We start from the raw sequence: 17591 nt of genomic DNA on the forward strand, positions 1-17591 counted from the left end.
GTCGGGCCAGGTCAGCGCGGATCGCCCGGGAGAACGATCACCCGTACGCCGCACGAATGACTCGGCGTCCACGCCACGGATGACCCGCTCGCGCCCGATTCGGAGCGTCGTCGCCTAGGCTCGGTCCTATGCAGCGCATCATCGGAATCGAGGTGGAGTACGGCATTTCGACGCCTTCGGAGCCGTCGGCCAACCCGATTCTCACGTCCACCCAGGCGGTGCTCGCCTACGCCGCGGCCGAAGGCGTGCCGCGCGCCAAGCGCACCCGCTGGGACTACGAGGTGGAGTCTCCGCTGCGCGACGCGCGCGGATTCGATCTGGGGCGGCTCAACGGCCCCGCACCGGTCATCGCTGCCGACGAGGTCGGCGCGGCGAACATGATCCTCACCAACGGGGCTCGCCTCTACGTCGATCACGCTCACCCGGAGTACTCCGCGCCCGAGGTCACCGACCCCCTGGATGCGGTCATCTGGGACAAAGCGGGCGAGCGCGTCATGGAGGCCGCCGCCCGCTACGCCTCCAGCGTGCCCGGCGCCCCGCGCATGCAGCTGTACAAGAACAACACCGACGGCAAGGGCGCCTCCTACGGCACCCACGAGAACTACCTCATGAGCCGCGAGACCCCGTTCAACCAGATCATCCTGGGCCTGACCCCGTTCTTCGTCTCCCGCCAGGTGGTGTGCGGCTCCGGCCGCGTGGGCCTGGGCCAGTCCGGCGATCAGCCCGGCTTCCAGCTGTCCCAGCGCGCCGACTACATCGAGGTCGAGGTCGGCCTGGAGACCACGCTCAAGCGCGGCATCATCAACACCCGCGACGAACCGCACGCCGACGCCGACAAATACCGCCGCCTGCACGTCATCATCGGCGACGCCAACCTCTCCGAATGGTCCACCTACCTCAAGGTCGGCACCACCGCCCTGGTCCTGGATCTGATCGAGGCGGGCGAGGATCTCTCGGATCTGCAACTGGCCCGCCCGGTTACGGCCGTGCACACCATCAGCCACGATCCCACCCTGCGCGCCACCGTCGCCCTGGCCGACGGCCGCGAGCTGACCGGCCTTGCCCTGCAACGCATCTATCTCGACCGCGTCGAGAAGTTCATGGACCGCACCGGCGGCAATAACGACGCCCGCGTCCAGGACATCATCGGAAAGTGGGCGCACGTGCTGGATCTGCTCGAGCGCGACCCCATGGAGACCGCCGACCTGCTCGACTGGACCGCGAAACTCTGTCTGCTGGAAGGCATGCGCAAGCGCGAGGGCCTGAACTGGGCGGCCCCCAAACTGCACCTCATGGACCTGCAGTACTCCGATGTGCGCCTCGACAAGGGCCTCTACAACCGCCTGGTGGCGCGCGGCTCCATGCAGCGCCTGGTCACCGAACAGCAGGTCGTGGACGCAATGACCAACCCGCCCACCGATACTCGCGCCTATTTCCGTGGCGAATGTCTCCGTCGCTTCGGCGCGGATATCGCCGCCGCCAGCTGGGACTCGGTCATCTTCGATCTGGGCGGCGACTCGCTGGTGCGCATTCCCACCCTGGAACCGCGTCGCGGCACCAAACAGCATGTCGGCAAGCTGCTGGACGGCGTCGACACCGCCGCCGAACTGGTACAGCAGCTGACTCGATAGGCCCGCGGGGGCATCCGCTCCCGGGGGCTTCCGAGAGGTAGCGGGCGAGGCACAATCAGGTTAATCCGGCATGTTGTCCCCGCTGCTGGGTAGTGTTGGGGGACGGGCATCGGATCTTCTCCGATGCTCGCCGATGATCACAGAGGAGGTCGGCTGCTATGGCACAAGAGCAGACCAAGCGCGCCGGTGGTGGCGACGAGGACGAGGGCCCCGTCGGGGACGGTGCTGCGGGGCAGGAGCGGCGCGAGAAACTGGCTGAGGAGACCGACGACCTGCTCGACGAGATCGACGACGTCCTGGAGGAGAACGCGGAGGACTTCGTGCGTGCGTATGTTCAGAAGGGCGGCCAGTGACCCAAGGTGATCCCCTGCGGCTCCAAACGGGGTTCGCCCTCTCCTCCTTCTCCGAGTACCTGCGGATGTACGCCCCGGAACTGTTGCCCGCCAACGGTTTCCGGGGCGACGGCGGTCAGCCGCTGAGCGCCGCCCCCGCGGACTTCGCCCCGCACGGCACCACCATCGTCGCGGTGTCCTACCGCGGCGGCGTGCTCATCGCGGGCGACCGCCGGGCGACGCAGGGCAATCTGCTGGCCAGTCGCGATATCGAGAAGGTGTACATCACCGACACCTTCTCTGCGGCCGGTATCGCGGGCACCGCGGGCATGGCGATCGAGATGATCCGCCTGTTCGCGGTGGAGCTGGAGTACTACGAGAAGATCGAGGGCGTTCCCCTCACCTTCGACGGCAAGGCCAACAAGCTGTCGAAAATGGTGCGTGACCACCTGCCCGCCGCGCTTCAGGGCCTGGCGGTGGTGCCGCTGCTGGTCGGTTTCGACCCGGCTCAGCAGGACCCGGACAAATCCGGCCGCATCATCTCCTACGACGTGGTGGGCGGGCGCAGCGAAGAGCGCTTCGGCTACACCGCGGTGGGTTCCGGTTCGCTGTTCGCCAAGTCTTCGCTGAAGAAGACCTACGCCCGCGGCATCGATCAGGACAAGGCATTGCGCATCGCCATCGAGTCGCTGTTCGACGCGGCCGATGACGACACGGCGACCGGTGGTCCCGACACCCTGCGCAATATCTATCCGACGGCGATCGTCATCGACTCCGAGGGTTCGGAGGAGGTCTCCGACGAGCGTCTGAAGGAGATCACGCGGGCCATGGTGGACGAGCGTGCCGCGGCGGCCGCGGAAGGGATCGGTGAAGCATGACACTGCCGTACTACGCGTCGGCCGAACAGATCATGCGCGACAAGACCGAACTTGCGCGCAAGGGCATCGCACGAGGCCGCAGTGTCATCGTTCTGGTGTACGACAAGGGTGTGGTGTTCGTGGCCGAGAACCCCTCGGCCACCCTCCACAAGGTGAGTGAGCTCTACGACCGGGTGGGTTTCGCCGCGGTCGGCAAGTACAACGAGTTCGAGAGCCTGCGCCGCGGCGGCATCCTGCAGGCGGATCTGCGCGGGTACCAGTTCGACCGCCGGGATGTGACCGGGCGGTTCCTGGCCAACCTGTACGCGCAGAGCCTCGGCTCCATCTTCACCGATCAGCTCAAGCCGTTCGAGGTGGAGATCTGCGTCGCCGAGGTCGGCTACCCGGAACAGGACGTCAACTCGGTCCTGTACCGGATCAACTTCGACGGATCCATTGTCGACGAACGCGAATTCGTGGTGATGGGCGGCAATACCGACCCCATCGTCACCGCGCTCAAGGGCTCCTACAAGTCCGGCATGGACCTGCACTCCGCCATCACGGTGGCGGTCGCGGCCCTGCAGAAGGCCACCCCCGAGGGCGCCGACAAGGACAAGCGCACCATCGGCGTCTCCTCCCTCGAGGTGGCCACCCTCGAGCAGGCCCGCCCCCGCCGAGCCTTCCGCCGCATCACCGGCTCGGCGTTGCAACAACTGATCACCGGCAAGACCCAGACCGCCAAAGCGGCCGCCGAGGCCGATAAGCCGGGCGCGGGAGATCCCTCCTAGCACTGGGAAATTCGGAAAATACCGGGCCGGAACCAAATGGTTCCCGGCCCGGTATTTTCTATGTCATCCGGCACCCTCGCGCATTGCACTCGGGGGCGGCGAGTGTTTGCACTCGGTGCAGCAGAGTGCAAAGGGGGCTTGGTTTTTGGCAGGTGACAGGGGCTGTGACGTTGCATCTCGTGCTAAATCGTTGTGAATACGTTTGCATCGGCTGTTCCACACTGCCCTTATGCGGGACTTCACGCCTGTAATGTCGATGGTGTGCAGCGACGAATCATGGGGATCGAAACCGAATTCGGGGTGACGTGCACCTTCCACGGTCACCGTCGGTTGAGTCCTGACGAGGTGGCCCGGTACTTGTTCCGCCGGGTGGTTTCCTGGGGCCGTAGTTCCAACGTGTTCCTCCGCAATGGCGCCCGGCTCTACCTCGATGTCGGTTCCCATCCGGAGTACGCGACGGCCGAGTGCGACAGCTTGGTGCAGCTGGTCACTCACGACCGCGCCGGTGAGAGGGTCCTCGAGGATCTGCTCATCGACGCCGAACAGCGTCTCGCCGAGGAAGGCATCGGCGGCGACATCTACCTGTTCAAGAACAACACCGACTCGGCGGGCAACTCCTACGGGTGCCACGAGAACTTCCTGGTCGTCCGGGCCGGGGAATTCTCCCGCATCTCCGATGTGCTGCTCCCGTTCCTGGTCACCCGCCAGCTCATCTGCGGTGCGGGCAAGGTGTTGCAGACCCCCAAGGCGGCCACCTTCTGCCTATCGCAGCGGGCCGAGCACATCTGGGAGGGCGTCTCCTCGGCGACCACCCGCTCGCGGCCGATCATCAATACCCGTGACGAGCCGCATGCCGATGCCGAGAAGTATCGCCGCCTGCACGTGATCGTCGGCGACTCCAATATGGCCGAGCCGACCACCATGCTCAAGGTGGGCACGGCCTCCCTGGTCCTGGAGATGATCGAAGCGGGCGTCGCGTTCCGAGACTTCGCTCTGGACAACCCGATTCGCGCCATTCGCGAGGTCTCGCACGATCTCACCGGGCGGCGTCCGGTGCGGCTGGCGGGCGGTCGGCAGGCCAGCGCCCTGGACATCCAGCGCGAGTACTACGCCCGCGCCGTCGAGCATCTGCGCAATCGCGATCGCGATCCGCAGGTGGACGCGGTGGTGGATCTGTGGGGCCGCACCCTCGATGCCGTCGAGGCGCAGGATTTCGCCAAGGTGGACACCGAGATCGACTGGGTGATCAAGCGCAAGCTGTTCCAGCGCTACCAGGACCGCTACAGCATGGAGCTGTCCGACCCGAAGATCGCCCAGCTGGATCTGGCCTATCACGACATCAAGCGCGGCCGCGGCGTGTTCGATCTGCTGCAGCGCAAGGGTCTGGCCAAGCGCGTCACCGAGGACGAGGCGGTCGACGCCGCCGTCACCACCCCGCCGCAGACCACGCGCGCCAAGCTGCGCGGCGATTTCATTACCGCCGCCCAGGAGGCGGGCCGCGACTTCACCGTCGACTGGGTCCACCTCAAGCTCAACGACCAGGCCCAGCGCACGGTGCTCTGCAAGGACCCGTTCCGCTCGGTCGACGAGCGCGTGGATCGGCTCATCGCCTCCATGTAGGTCAAGTGACAGTCGGCGGGCCGCGAACCTTCTGGTTCGCGGCCCGCCGACTTTCTGGGAGAGCGGTGGGCAATTCGGGGACCACCACGCGACGTTGGGTAGGTAGGCGCACTACTCTCTTACGGGTGGCGATATCCAAGGTCGAGCGGTTGATGAATCTGGTTATCGCGCTGCTGTCCACCCGGCAATTCCTGACCGCGGAGCGGATCCGGGACAGTGTGGCCGGATACGAGGAGTCCGCGAGCGACGAGGCGTTCAGCCGCATGTTCGAGCGGGACAAGAACGAGCTGCGCGATCTGGGCATTCCATTGGAGATCGGACCGGTCAGCCGGTACTCCGGGGCCGAGGGCTACCGCATCAACCGGGACGCCTACGAGCTACCCGATATCGATCTGACCAGTGCCGAAGCCGCCGCCGTGGCGGTGGCCGTGCAGCTGTGGGAGTCGCCCGAACTCGCGGCCGCCGCCGAGGGCGGTCTGCTCAAACTGCGCGCGGCGGGCATTCATGTGGAACCCGATGCGGGCGTCGCCTCGGTCCCCGCGGTCCCGGCGCGCACCCGCGGTTCGGAACCGGTGCTCGGCAAACTTCTCGCGGCCATCGACGCGGGCCGCGCGGTGACCTTCGAACACCGCCAGTCCCACGGTGATCCGATCGAGCGCGATGTGCAGCCCTGGGGTGTGGTCACCCATCACGGCCGCTGGTACCTGGTCGGCTACGACAATGCCCGCCAGGTGCAGCGCGTCTTCCGCATCTCCCGCATCGGCGAGAACATCACCGAATACGGCCCGGCCAATGCCGTGCACAAACCCGAGGACGTGGACGTGCGCGCCCTGGTCGCCAATGTGACCAGCCAGGCCCCGATCACCGGCTCGGCGACGGTGTGGGTGGCCGCGGGCCGCGGCCAGGAGATCCGCCGCATGGGTGCGCTCATGGAGGACCGCGTGCTGGGCGGGCGCGCCGGATCCATTGTCGAGGTGCCGATTCGCTCCCGCGACTGGCTGGCCCGCCTCATAACCGGACTGGGCGCGGACGCCCTGGTGCTCGCACCGGAAGACCTGCGCGACAACGTCATTGCCCGGCTGGAGTCGGTGCTGGAGCGGACGGAGGTGTCGGCGTCGTGAGCGAGCGCCAGCGAGTGGACCATCAACACAGCGTGCCGTCGCGCACGACGGAGCCGAGCGCCGGCGAGGTGGAGTCGTGAGTGACGGGGACGGAAACGGCGCACGTCGCGGTAATGACGCGGCCCCGCGTCGCGGCGGGCAGACCGGCGACGGTGCGCGGGTGTCGAGCGGACTGCGGGAGCGCAAGACCGGCGCGGCTACCACCAGCCGCTTGTCGACGCGCCTGTCGCGGCTGCTCAATATGGTGCCGTACTTCCAGGCCAATCCGGGGATCGGCGCCGCCGAGGCCGCCGCGGAACTGGGCGTGACCACCAAACAGCTCATGAGCGATCTGAATCAGCTGTGGATGTGCGGCCTGCCCGGCTACGGGCCCGGTGATCTGATCGATCTGTCGTTCTCCGAGGAGAGCATCGAGGTCACCTTCTCCGCCGGTATCGACCGGCCGCTGCGGCTGACCTCGCTGGAGGCGACCGCCCTGCTGGTGGCGCTAAGGTCCATCGCGGATCTGCCGGGCATGGTCGATCCCAGCGCCGCGCACTCGGCCATCGCGAAGATCGAATCCGCCATCTCCGGACGGAAGTTCGAGGGTCCGATCGCCCCGGCCCCGGTGGAGGCCCCGTCGGTGGCCACGGTGCGCTCCGCGCTGGAACACGATCACGCGCTGCGCCTGGTCTACTACTCGGCCAGCCGCGACGAGGTCTCCGAACGCGTGGTGGATCCGCTCCGAATCGTCTTGGTGGACAACAACAGCTACCTGCAGGCGTGGTGCCGTCAAGCCGAGGGCGTGCGCCTGTTCCGCCTCGACCGCATCGAAGAGGCCACCGAACTCGCCGAACCCGCCCGTCCGCCCGTGGATGTCGCGGCCGATGAGACCGCGGCCCTGGACCTGTTCGTCGACGATCCGGCGGTCCCGCTGGCCCGCTTGCTGATTCGCGCCGACTACGGCTGGGTGCTGGACCAGTACCCGATGCACAAGGTCACGGTGCATCCGGACGGGAGTATCGAGGCCACCATGCGCTTCGCCACCCTGGAATGGATGGCGCGGCTGCTGCTCGGCTTCGGCTCCGGCGTCACCGTGCTCGGCCCGCCGGAACTGGTGACCGCGGTCCGGGACCGCTCCAGCTCCGCCCTGGCCGCGTATTCCGCCCTGGCGCAGGACGGTTCGGCCGGTTTCGCCACGGCCGGTTTCGAGGAGGTCGGTCCGGCTTGACCGCTCGTTCCACATCGGCGCCGCGGGTGATGGTGCTCGGCGCCGGAAGTATCGGGGTGTACGTCGGGGGCAGGCTGGCGGCGGCGGGCGCGGAGGTCACCTTCGTCGGGCGGCCGCGCATGCTCGGCGAGATCACTGCTTCGGGCCTGCGCCTGACCGATCTCGACGGACAGGATGTGCGGGTCGAACCGGATGCCTTCCGCACGGTCACCTCGGTCGCCGAGGCGGGCGCGGCCGATCTGGTGCTCATCACCGTGAAGTCGGGCGACACCGAACAGGCCGCCCAGGAGTTGTCCGGTCTGGTGCAGCTCGGCACGGTCGTGATCAGCCTGCAGAACGGCATCGGCAATGATGCCGTCATCCGCGAGATCCTGCCCGCCTGTGTGGTTGTGGCGGGCATCGTCATGTTCAATGTCGTGCATCACGAGGGCGGCCGCTTCCACTGCGGCACCGCGGGCGGCGTCGCCGTGGCGGCCGATCCCGTGCTCAATCGTTTCGCGCCCGTCCTGGGCGCCTCCGGGCTCGGTTTCAAGCAGTACCCGGATCTGCTGTCGGTGCAGTGGGCCAAACTGCTGCTGAACCTGAACAACCCGATCAACGCCCTGTCCGGGCGCCCGCTGCGCGAGGAGCTCGGCAATCGCGACTACCGCCGCTGCCTGGCGCTGACCCAGCGCGAGGCCCTCGATGCCATGAGCCGCGCCCGCATCAGCCCGGCCCGCCTGACCGTGCTGCCGCCCGAGGCCATGGTGCGATTGCTCACGGTTCCCGACGGTGTCTTCCGCGGCGTCGCGGGCAAGGTGCTGGCCATCGATCCGGTGGCGCGGTCCTCCATGGCCGATGATCTGGCGGCCGGGCGGAAAACCGAAATCGCCTGGCTGTGTGGGGAAATCGTGAGCCTGGGCGCCATGGTCGGCATGCCGACCCCGGTCAATGCGCGGCTCGTCGAGCTCATCGGGGCCGCCGAGAACGGGGACCGGCGCACCTGGTCGGGCCCGGAGTTGCTGGCCGAACTGCGGGCCGCCGCCGGATCCACCGGATAGTCACGGTTTTCTCGCAGCGCGGCCCTCAGCTCGCCCGGGTAACATCCGGGCAAATCCGCATGACCACCGGTAGAACGACGGTTGACAAATGGTTTGCCATATTCCGGTCGGGTAGCATCGAAGCACCACAGTATTGGAGGAAGTCGATGGGTTCACTCAGCGCGACGCACTGGATCATCATTGCGCTGCTGTTCCTGGTGCTGTTCGGAGCCAAGCGGCTTCCGGACGCCGCCCGGGGTCTCGGTCGTTCGCTGCGCATCTTCAAGAGCGAGATGAACGAGATGCACGCTGACGGTGACAAGTCCTCGTCGGCGCAGGCCACGGCTCCCGCCGCGGAGCTCCCGGCCGCGCAGCCCGCCGCCACCCCGGTGGAGCAGGTCAAGGCCGAAGCGAACAAGGCCGATCTGAACAAGGCGTAGTCGCCCCACCTACCCCGGGATGAGGTCCTCGTCCCGGGGCGAGTCTTGTCCAGGTCCGGCGCCAGGCGATCAGCGAGGCAGACACATCCATGCGCATTCCGTTCGACCCGCGGCGCAGTAAGCGGAGAACGAATCCCGACGGCACCATGTCGTTGGTCGAGCACCTGTACGAATTGCGGTCGCGGCTGCTGAAGGCGATCTTCGCGGTGGCCTTGACCACCGTGCTCGGCTTCCTGTGGTACTCGCATTCGTTCTTCGGGCTGGAGAGCCTCGGCGAGATCCTGCGCGGACCCTACTGTTCGCTGCCGGAGAGCTCGCGCGCCGCGCTCTCGGCCGACGGCGAATGCCGCCTGCTGGCCACCGCGCCGTTCGAACAGTTCATGCTGCGCTTGAAGGTCGGTCTCACCGCGGGCATCGTCATGGCCTGCCCGGTGTGGCTGTACCAGCTGTGGGCGTTCATCACCCCAGGCCTGTACGCCAAGGAGCGCAAGTACGCCGTCTCCTTCGTGGCCTCGGGCGCGGCGCTGTTCATCGCGGGCGCGGTGCTGGCCTACTGGGTCGTCGCCCACGCCCTCAGCTTCCTCATGACCATCGGCGACAATGTGCAGATCACGGCGCTGAGCGGTTCGCAGTACTTCAGCTTCATCATTCAGCTGCTCATCATCTTCGGCGTGAGTTTCGAGACGCCGCTGATCATCGTGGGCCTGAACCTGGTCGGCGTGCTGTCCTACGAGAAGCTGGTGAAGTGGCGGCGCGGCCTGATCTTCGGCCTGTTCGTCTTCGCGGCCATCGTGACGCCGCAGGACCCGTTCTCCATGCTCGCGCTCGCGCTGGCGCTGACCGTGCTGTTCGAGCTGGCGGTGCAGATCGCCCGCATCAATGACAAGAGCAAGGCCCGCAATGCCGAGAACTGGGCCAACCTCTCCGATGAGGAAGCCTCGCCGCTGGGTGCGGGGCCGGGCGGCATCGATCGCGCCACGCCGGTCGACGCGCCGGAACCGGTGGCCGCCGCGCCTTCGGAAAAAACAACGAGAAGCGCGTCGGATTACTCCGATACGCTCTGACGGTGACGTCTCGGTCGCTTACTGGCGAACTGGCGGCATTCGCCGCCGAATTGAAATTCGAGCTGGATCCGTTCCAGCGGCAGTCGTGTGAAGCCCTCGAAGGCGGGCACAGTGTGCTCGTCTGCGCGCCCACCGGCGCGGGTAAAACCGTGGTGGGCGAATTCGCGGTACACCTGGCGCTGGCCTCGGGCGGCAAATGCTTCTACACCACGCCCATCAAGGCGTTGTCGAACCAGAAGTTCGCCGATCTCACCGCGCGCTACGGGCGCGAGACCGTCGGTTTGCTGACCGGCGATCAGTCCATCAATCCCGATGCCTCCGTCGTGGTCATGACCACCGAGGTGCTGCGCAATATGCTCTACGCGGGTTCGGATGCGCTGCACGGGCTTTCGTACGTGGTCATGGACGAGGTGCACTATCTGGCCGACCGCTTCCGCGGCGCGGTGTGGGAAGAGGTCATCCTGCACCTGCCGCCCGAGGTGCGCCTGGTCAGCCTGTCGGCCACGGTCAGCGATGCCGAGGAGTTCGGCGCCTGGATGGAGACGGTGCGCGGCGATACCGCCGTCATCGTGGACGAGACCAGGCCGGTGCCGCTGTGGCAGCACGTCATGGTGGGCAAGCGGCTGTTCGACCTGTTCGATCCCAAGTCCAGCGATGCCAAGGTGGTGGTCGACGAGGATATGGTGCGCTATATCAAGCACCGGGAAGCCGTTGACCGGATGGACAATTGGGGTGTGCCCGGCCGCCGGGGCGGCAGCGGGCCGCGCCGGTCGTTCCGGCCCATGCCGCGGCCGGAGGTGATCGCCCGGCTCGATCAGGAAGGGCTGCTGCCCGCCATCACCTTCATCTTCTCCCGCGCGGGATGCGATGGGGCCCTTGCCCAGTGCGTGCGCTCGCGGCTGGATCTCTCGCGCGAGGAGGATCGCGACGAGATCGACGCCATTATCGAGAAGCACACCGGGGATCTGCCCCGCAGCGATCTGGAAGTGCTCGGCTACTGGGAGTGGCGCGAGGCGCTGCACCGCGGTTTCGCCGCGCACCACGCTGGCATGCTGCCCGCCTTCCGGCACACCGTCGAGGAACTGTTCGTGCGCGGTATGGTGCGCGCGGTATTCGCCACGGAGACAATGGCATTGGGCATCAATATGCCCGCCCGCACGGTGGTGCTGGAACGCCTGGTGAAGTTCAACGGCGAGAGCCACGCCGAGCTCACGCCGGGGGAGTACACCCAGCTCACCGGGCGGGCGGGGCGGCGCGGCATCGATGTCGAGGGCCATGCGGTGGTCATGTGGCATCCCGAGGTCGACACCAGCGCGGTGGCCGGTCTGGCCTCCACCCGCACCTATCCGCTGCGCAGTTCCTTCCGGCCCGGCTACAACATGTCCATCAACCTCATCGACCGGATGGGCGCGGTGGAATCGCGGGCGCTGCTGGAACGCTCCTTCGCCCAGTTCCAGGCCGACCGCTCGGTCGTGGGCCTGGTGCGCGGCATCGAACGCAACGACGCCCAGCTGCGCAAGCTGCGCACCCAGCTCAGCGAGGATTTCCTGGAGTATTTCGAACTGCGCGAACGCATTCGGGAACGGGAACGGCACCTGGAACGGCAGGGCCGCACCGATCGCCGCCAGGCCGCCGTCGCCGCCCTGGGCGCGCTGCGGCGCGGCGATGTGGTGGCGATTCCGACGGGCCGCCGCCAGGGACTGGCCGTCATCCTGGAACCCGATCAGACGCCGGGGGATCCGCGTCCGCTGGTGCTCACCGAGGACAAATGGGCGGGCCGTATCCATTCCGCGGACTTCCCGACGCCCGCGGAATCGCTGGGACGGCTGCGCCTGCCGCGACACGTGGATCACCGCACCGCGCGGGTGCGCCGCGATCTGGCCTCCGCGCTGCGCAGCACCGGTATCGTCGCGCCCGGTCGCGGGCGTCGCGGATCCAAGTCCAAGGCCGCCGACGATCGCGAACTGCAGACGCTGCGCCGCGCGCTGCGCAACCATCCGGCGCATACCCGCCCGGATCGGGAACAGTTGGCGCGCATCGGCGAACGCTACAACCGCATCGCCCGCGAAACCGAGTCCATGCGCCAGCAGGTCGCCGCGACCACCAACTCCCTCGCCCGCACCTTCGACCGCATTCTCGCGCTGCTGGCCGAACGCGGCTATGTGGACGGCGGCGAGGTGACCGCCGACGGGCGGCGGCTCGCGCGCATCTACGCCGAGGCCGATCTGGTGGTGGCCGAGAGCTTGCGCCAGGGCCTGTGGCGCGGTCTGGGACCGGCCGAACTCGCGGCAGTGGTGTCCATCCTGGTGTACGAATCGCGCCAGGAGGGCGGATATCTCGGGGCTTCCGGACCGACCGCCCCGATTCGCCGCGCGGTGGATTCCACCATCGGGGTCTGGTCGCAATTGCGCGCCGACGAATCCCGGCATCGGCTCCAGCCCACCCGCGAACCCGACCTCGGATTCGTCACCGGTGTTTACACCTGGGCCCGCGACGACGATCTGGCAGATGCTCTGCTCGCCAGCGGCGACCGCGGAAACCCGCTGTCGGCGGGCGATTTCGTGCGCTGGTGCCGTCAGGTCATCGATCTGCTCGATCAGATCCACGGCACCGCCGACGATGTGGAAGTGGCCGCCACCGCGGCCAAGGCCGTGCGCGCCATCCGGCGGGGTGTCGTCGCGGTGGACGCCGCGTAGCGAAAGGGACTGTGATTTGATTCTTTGAGACGTACCGACCGAGGTGGGTTCACGAGCGTGTTCCCGCTCGGGGGGCTAGCGTGTGTACATCGGATTGCGAGTGGAGGCAAGCAAATGAGCGGCCCGTACGGACCGAACGACGCCCCAGGCACTGGGGAGGGACGCAACGATCCGACGCAGCAGTGGGGGAGCGGACAGCAGCCCGCGCCCGGCGGCGCCGGACCGACGCAGCAATGGGGAGGGCAGCAGCCGGCGCAGCCGACCACGCACTGGGGTGATCAGCAGCAGCCGCAGCAGCCTCCGGCCCAGCCGTGGGGGCAGAGCCAGCCACAGCAGCCGCAACAGCAGTGGGGCGGCAGCCAGCCGCAGTGGCCGCAGCAGCCGCAGCCGGGCCAGCCGGGTCAGCCCGGTCAGCCCGGTCAGCCCGGTCAGCCGGACTGGGGTCAGAGCCAGCCGCAGCAGCCGCAACAGCAGTGGGGTCAGAGTCAGCCGCAGTGGCCGCAGCAGCCCGGTCAGCAGGACTGGAGCCAGCAGCAGATGCCCGGCCAGCAGCCGTGGCAGCCGCAGCAGCCGCCCAAGAAGAAGACCGGTCTCTACATCGGCCTGGCCGTCGCCGCGGTGCTCATCGTGGCCGCCGTGGTCGGTGGCGTGCTGGCGTTGACCGCCAAGGATCAGCTGGACAACAAGGCCGTGGCCACCGGTGTGCAGAAGGTGCTCAAGGATTCCTACGGCATCGAGGATGTCCAGGATGTGAGCTGCCCGTCCGGCCAGAAGGTCGAGGTGGACAAGACCTTCGAATGCTCGCTCAAGGTCGGCGGCGAGGCCAAGAAGGTGACCATCAAGATCACCAAGGATGACGGCACCTACGAGGTCGGTCGTCCCAGCTAGTCTCGAACGACTCTCCGGAGGGCCCGGCGGTGATCATGCGATCACGGCCGGGCTCTTCCGCATTGGAGCGACCGTGTGCTTCGGTGCGGGAAGTAGAGTGGCCATACATCTGAAGTCGATCTAGTTGGGGGGTGGCGATGAATATCGCTGCGCGCACAACGGGATGGGGCGTGACCGCGGTCGCGGCACTGGCCGCGGCCTTTGCGCCCGCGACGGCCCACGCCGGTTCCGAGCCGGTGGTGGACGATTGCACGACCTATCCGGCCCAATCCGTGGTGCGGCCCGCGAATCTCATGCTGGCCTGCGGGGACGGCGGATTGTGGGTCAAGGACATCGCGTGGACCTCCTGGGGTCCCGAGACCGCCGAGGGCGAGGGCACCCAGTACCGGCGGATATGCGTGCCCAATTGCGCCAGCGGCGGTGTGAGCACCGCGCCGACGCACATCACGCTGCGGAATCCGGTGGCGGACAAGTTCACCCAGGCCGAGATATCCGATCTGAACGGTAAGCCCAAAACCTGGCCCATGTGAGCCGTTTCCGCGTCGGTCAGCGCTTGGCCATGGCGGTGATCAGGCGCTTGACCGGGCTCTCGGCATTGTAGGCGGCGGCCAGCTCCTGGAGGCCAGCCGGATCGGCCGGAGTGTGCGGCAGCAGGTCCGGGCCCGACATCTCGACCTCGGCGTCGCGGAGCACCCGGACCACGGGGGCGGCGGCCTTCAGATAGTCGTCGGCGGCGGTGAGTTTGGCGCGCACGCCCTTGGCCAGATCGGAATCCGGATCGGCGGCCGCGGCGCGCAGGGCCTCCACGGAGCCGAATTTGGAGATGAGCTGGGCGGCGGATTTGTCGCCGATGCCCGCGACGCCGGGCAGGCCGTCGGAGGCGTCGCCGCGCAGGGTGGCCATATCGGCATAGGCGGGGCCCGCGATATCTTGCGGCACACCGTATTTGGCGGACACCTCGGCGGGGCCCCAGAGTTCGGCCTTGGCCAGGCCGCGGCCGACGTAGAAGACGCGCACCGGCGGTACGGGGGTGTCGCGGACGAGCTGGAGCAGATCGCGGTCGCCGCTGACGACGATGACCTCGCTGTCGCGCTCGCGGGTGGCCAGGGTGCCGAGCACATCGTCGGCTTCGAGGCCCGCGGCCCCGGCGGTGGCGATGCCCGCGGCCTCGAGGACCTCCATGATCATGTCGACCTGCGGGGTGAGGGTGACGGGCACCTCCTCGGCCTCGGTATCGGAGGCGTCCCCGGCCGGTTGCTCCTCGGCGACCCGGTGCGCCTTGTAGGACGGAATGAGGTCCACGCGGAACTGTGGCCGCCAATCCAGGTCCAGGCAGACCACGAGCCGACCGGGGGCGTGCTGTTTGATCAGCGCCGCGACCATATCGGTGAAACCGCGCAGCGCGTTCACCGGCCGCCCGTCCGGGGCGGTGATCTTCTCCGGGATGGCGTAGAACGCGCGGAACCAGAGGCTGGCTCCGTCGAGCAGCAGCAGTGGTCCGGCGGTCGGGTTGCTCATGGTGTGTGACGCTACCGGTCCGCGGCGACAAGAGCAGCCATTGCCCCGCGGTCGATGCGGCGAACGCCACACGCCCGCCGGAACATCCTGGGGCGCACTCGGATCGGGGAGCTGGGCGATCGGGGCCGGTGCGCGGTTTACCGTCGCCCGGCCCGGTTCGCTGGAGCGTGCCGGGTGCGGGGGAGTAGCTTCGGGGACCATGAGCTCTCATGACGAGTCACGGTTCGCGGCGGAGGTCTACGGGGCACGGCTGGAGCGCGCGGCGGAACTCGCGCGCCAGGCCCACCTCGATGCCCTGCTCATTACTCCCGGTCCCGACCTGGTATTTCTGCTCGGATCCCGGGCGCAGTCCTTCGAACGGCTGACCTGCCTGGTGATTCCGGCCAGCGGCGAGACGCCGTCGGTGGTCATCCCCAAGATGGAACTGGCCGCGCTGAAGGATTCGGCGGCGGGCGAGCTGGGCTTGCAGATCGTGGACTGGGTGGACGGCGTGGACCCGTACCGGATCGTCAAGGGCATCCTCAATGCCGGTGCGCGCACCGCGGTCGACGACCACATGCCCGCCCTGCACCTGCTGCCGATCGCCGATCACTTGGGCACGGTGCCGGTTTCGGCCACGCCTGTGCTGCGGCAACTGCGAATGACCAAGGACCCCAGCGAAATCGACGCCCTGCGCCGCGCGGGTGCGGCCATCGACCGGGTGCACGCCCGCATGGGTGAATTCCTGCGCCCCGGCCGCACCGAGGCCGAGGTGGCCGCCGATATCACCGCCGCCATTGTCGAAGAGGGCCATACCGCCGCCGCTTTCGTCATCGTCGGCAGCGGCCCGCACGGGGCCGACCCGCACCACGAGGTCTCGAACCGCGTCGTCGAAGCCGGTGACGTCGTGGTCATCGACATCGGCGGCCCGGTCCAGCCCGGCTACTTCTCCGACTCCACCCGCACCTACGTGCTCGGCGAACCCGGCGAGGAGGTGGCCGCCCAATTCACCGAACTCGAACGCGCCCAAGCCGCTGCGGTCGCCGCGGTCCGACCCGGCGTCACGGCCGAATCCATCGACGCCGCCGCCCGCGAGGTCCTGAAAGCCGCCGGTCTAGCCGACTACTTCGTCCACCGCACTGGCCACGGCATCGGCATCTCCGTCCACGAGGAGCCCTACATCGTCGCGGGCAACACCCTCGTCCTCGAACCCGGCATGGCCTTCAGCATCGAGCCCGGCATCTACTTCCCCGGCGAGTGGGGCGCCCGCATCGAGGACATCGTCGTCGTCACCGAAGACGGCTGCGAATCCATGAACAACCGCCCACACGGGCTGACGAGGCTCTGACGCCTACCCGAAGTGCCAGTCCGTATCCATGCGGAGGAAGTACGGGAACAGCGACGCCTCTTCGTAATCCAGGTGGGCGAGGAGGCGGTCGCCCAGTTCGGTGAGCGGTTGCCGCAGGGCGGCCACGCTCGCCGGGTCGGCGGAGAGGTTGAGTCCGGCTCGGCGGGTGCGGGAGGCGAGGGCGGCGATCTGCTGGTGTTCGGTGTGCAGGCGGTCGACGACCTCGCCCAATTCGGCCGGGAAGCGGCGGCGCATGACCGGGAGCACGGCATCGCTCTCGACCAGGTGGTGGCGGTCCACGGCCAGGCAGTAGTAGTCGCAGTTGACGCGCATCTGCCAGGTGAAGTCGGCGACGGTGAGGCCGTCGATGAGTTCGGGGATGCGGGTGCGGTCGTCGACCTCCTGGGTGAGCAGGTCGAGGGCTTCCCGGATGGCGACCAGGTCCTGGCGCAGGCCGTGGTGCACGGCTCGGAGCTGCCGGATCATGTGCTGCCCGGCAGGGGTTCCGTTCTCGAACAGAGCCAACCTGCTGCCTCCCGCGCTCGGACGGTGCGCCAACGGCTGCCGTCCACGGTAGAGGCGAACCGGCCGGTTCCCGGCGGCGACGCGCGGAACTACGGTTTGAAGGCGCTACTGGAGAGCACGCGATCGACCTGGATGGCGATCACCACGCGGGTGGGGTTGGTGCGCGGCTGCCGGTAGCGACCGGAATACCGCTCGACCGCCGCCGCGACCGATTCCGGATCGTCGAGCACGGTGGACGGACCCTCGAGGGTGATCCAGCGCGCCCCGTCGACCTGGCTGACCGCGGCATAGCCGGAGCGGCGCACATTGCGCACCTTCACCGATCCGCCGTCGGCGATGACGCGCACCAGACCGGACTCGGAATCCCAGGTGAACCCGACCGCCACCACGTGCGGGGTGCCGTTGGCGCGCAGCGTGCTCAGCGTGGCGAGATGGCGCTCGGCGACGAATCCGGCGGCGGCGGGCGTGAGCTCGGTGCGCGGCGCGTCCTCGAGGGCGGGCACGGTAGTGCTGGTCATGGTGACGACGCTAGCAAGCGCGATGGCAGACTAGCGC

At 68.0% G+C, this 17591-nt stretch carries 17 protein-coding genes; 14 read left to right on the plus strand and 3 right to left on the minus strand.

Annotation, left to right across the window (positions count from 1 at the left end):
- Positions 1 to 128: 128 nt before the first annotated feature.
- The 13 genes from dop to NC4_RS11595 all read left to right on the plus strand — a co-directional run bounded on the left by dop (position 129) and on the right by NC4_RS11595 (position 14196).
- Entirely contained in the window at positions 129 to 1631 is a 1503-nt protein-coding gene (dop, locus tag NC4_RS11535) for a depupylase/deamidase Dop (RefSeq protein ID WP_067536344.1), read from the plus strand.
- Positions 1632 to 1789: 158 nt separating this feature from the next.
- Positions 1790 to 1984: a ubiquitin-like protein Pup gene (locus tag NC4_RS11540; RefSeq protein WP_067536347.1), complete on the plus strand. Its 195-nt coding sequence runs from the start codon at positions 1790 to 1792 to the stop codon at positions 1982 to 1984.
- Entirely contained in the window at positions 1981 to 2841 is an 861-nt protein-coding gene (gene prcB, locus NC4_RS11545) for a proteasome subunit beta (protein ID WP_067536350.1), read from the plus strand. The genes NC4_RS11540 and prcB overlap by 4 nt, the downstream gene beginning before the upstream one ends.
- Positions 2838 to 3608: a proteasome subunit alpha gene (gene prcA / locus NC4_RS11550; protein WP_067536352.1), complete on the plus strand. Its 771-nt coding sequence runs from the start codon at positions 2838 to 2840 to the stop codon at positions 3606 to 3608. The genes prcB and prcA overlap by 4 nt, the downstream gene beginning before the upstream one ends.
- Before the next feature lie 261 nt (positions 3609 to 3869).
- Positions 3870 to 5228 carry a Pup--protein ligase gene (gene pafA, locus NC4_RS11555; RefSeq protein ID WP_218021039.1) on the plus strand — a complete coding sequence of 453 codons (1359 nt, stop codon included), beginning with the start codon at positions 3870 to 3872 and terminating at the stop codon, positions 5226 to 5228.
- A gap of 125 nt (positions 5229 to 5353) precedes the next feature.
- On the plus strand, positions 5354 to 6349 hold the full coding sequence (locus tag NC4_RS11560; protein WP_067536357.1) for a helix-turn-helix transcriptional regulator: 996 nt from the start codon (positions 5354 to 5356) through the stop codon (positions 6347 to 6349).
- A gap of 172 nt (positions 6350 to 6521) precedes the next feature.
- The gene (locus tag NC4_RS11565; RefSeq protein WP_281186279.1) at positions 6522 to 7559 is read left to right on the plus strand and encodes a helix-turn-helix transcriptional regulator; all 1038 of its coding nucleotides are present in this window, start codon (positions 6522 to 6524) and stop codon (positions 7557 to 7559) included.
- A 29-nt stretch (positions 7560 to 7588) separates the two neighbouring features.
- Entirely contained in the window at positions 7589 to 8599 is a 1011-nt protein-coding gene (locus NC4_RS11570) for a 2-dehydropantoate 2-reductase (protein WP_067536359.1), read from the plus strand.
- 146 nt (positions 8600 to 8745) lie between these two features.
- Entirely contained in the window at positions 8746 to 9018 is a 273-nt protein-coding gene (gene tatA, locus NC4_RS11575; protein ID WP_067536362.1) for a Sec-independent protein translocase subunit TatA, read from the plus strand.
- Between the two features lie 89 nt (positions 9019 to 9107).
- Positions 9108 to 10082: a twin-arginine translocase subunit TatC gene (tatC, locus tag NC4_RS11580; protein WP_067536365.1), complete on the plus strand. Its 975-nt coding sequence runs from the start codon at positions 9108 to 9110 to the stop codon at positions 10080 to 10082.
- 2 nt (positions 10083 to 10084) lie between these two features.
- Entirely contained in the window at positions 10085 to 12778 is a 2694-nt protein-coding gene (locus tag NC4_RS11585) for a DEAD/DEAH box helicase (protein ID WP_067536368.1), read from the plus strand.
- A 114-nt stretch (positions 12779 to 12892) separates the two neighbouring features.
- Positions 12893 to 13666, plus strand: coding sequence for a DUF4333 domain-containing protein (locus NC4_RS11590; RefSeq protein WP_067536371.1), 774 nt, complete (start codon positions 12893 to 12895; stop codon positions 13664 to 13666).
- 170 nt (positions 13667 to 13836) lie between these two features.
- Positions 13837 to 14196, plus strand: coding sequence for a hypothetical protein (locus tag NC4_RS11595; RefSeq protein ID WP_157554565.1), 360 nt, complete (start codon positions 13837 to 13839; stop codon positions 14194 to 14196).
- Between the two features lie 16 nt (positions 14197 to 14212).
- Here the strand turns inward: NC4_RS11595 and NC4_RS11600 are convergent, their stop codons facing one another.
- The gene (locus NC4_RS11600) at positions 14213 to 15184 is read right to left on the minus strand and encodes a 5'-3' exonuclease (RefSeq protein WP_067536377.1); all 972 of its coding nucleotides are present in this window, start codon (positions 15182 to 15184) and stop codon (positions 14213 to 14215) included.
- A gap of 199 nt (positions 15185 to 15383) precedes the next feature.
- Here NC4_RS11600 and NC4_RS11605 point away from each other — a divergent pair, with 199 nt between their 5' ends.
- The gene (locus NC4_RS11605) at positions 15384 to 16511 is read left to right on the plus strand and encodes a M24 family metallopeptidase (protein WP_067536380.1); all 1128 of its coding nucleotides are present in this window, start codon (positions 15384 to 15386) and stop codon (positions 16509 to 16511) included.
- Positions 16512 to 16514: 3 nt separating this feature from the next.
- Here the strand turns inward: NC4_RS11605 and NC4_RS11610 are convergent, their stop codons facing one another.
- Both NC4_RS11610 and NC4_RS11615 read right to left on the minus strand, forming a co-directional pair.
- The gene (locus NC4_RS11610; protein ID WP_245721635.1) at positions 16515 to 17036 is read right to left on the minus strand and encodes a hemerythrin domain-containing protein; all 522 of its coding nucleotides are present in this window, start codon (positions 17034 to 17036) and stop codon (positions 16515 to 16517) included.
- An 89-nt stretch (positions 17037 to 17125) separates the two neighbouring features.
- Positions 17126 to 17554: a PPOX class F420-dependent oxidoreductase gene (locus NC4_RS11615; protein WP_067536385.1), complete on the minus strand. Its 429-nt coding sequence runs from the start codon at positions 17552 to 17554 to the stop codon at positions 17126 to 17128.
- Positions 17555 to 17591: the final 37 nt, after the last annotated feature.

Source organism: Nocardia crassostreae, from assembly GCF_001613405.1.
Classification (GTDB): Bacteria; Actinomycetota; Actinomycetes; order Mycobacteriales; family Mycobacteriaceae; genus Nocardia; species Nocardia crassostreae.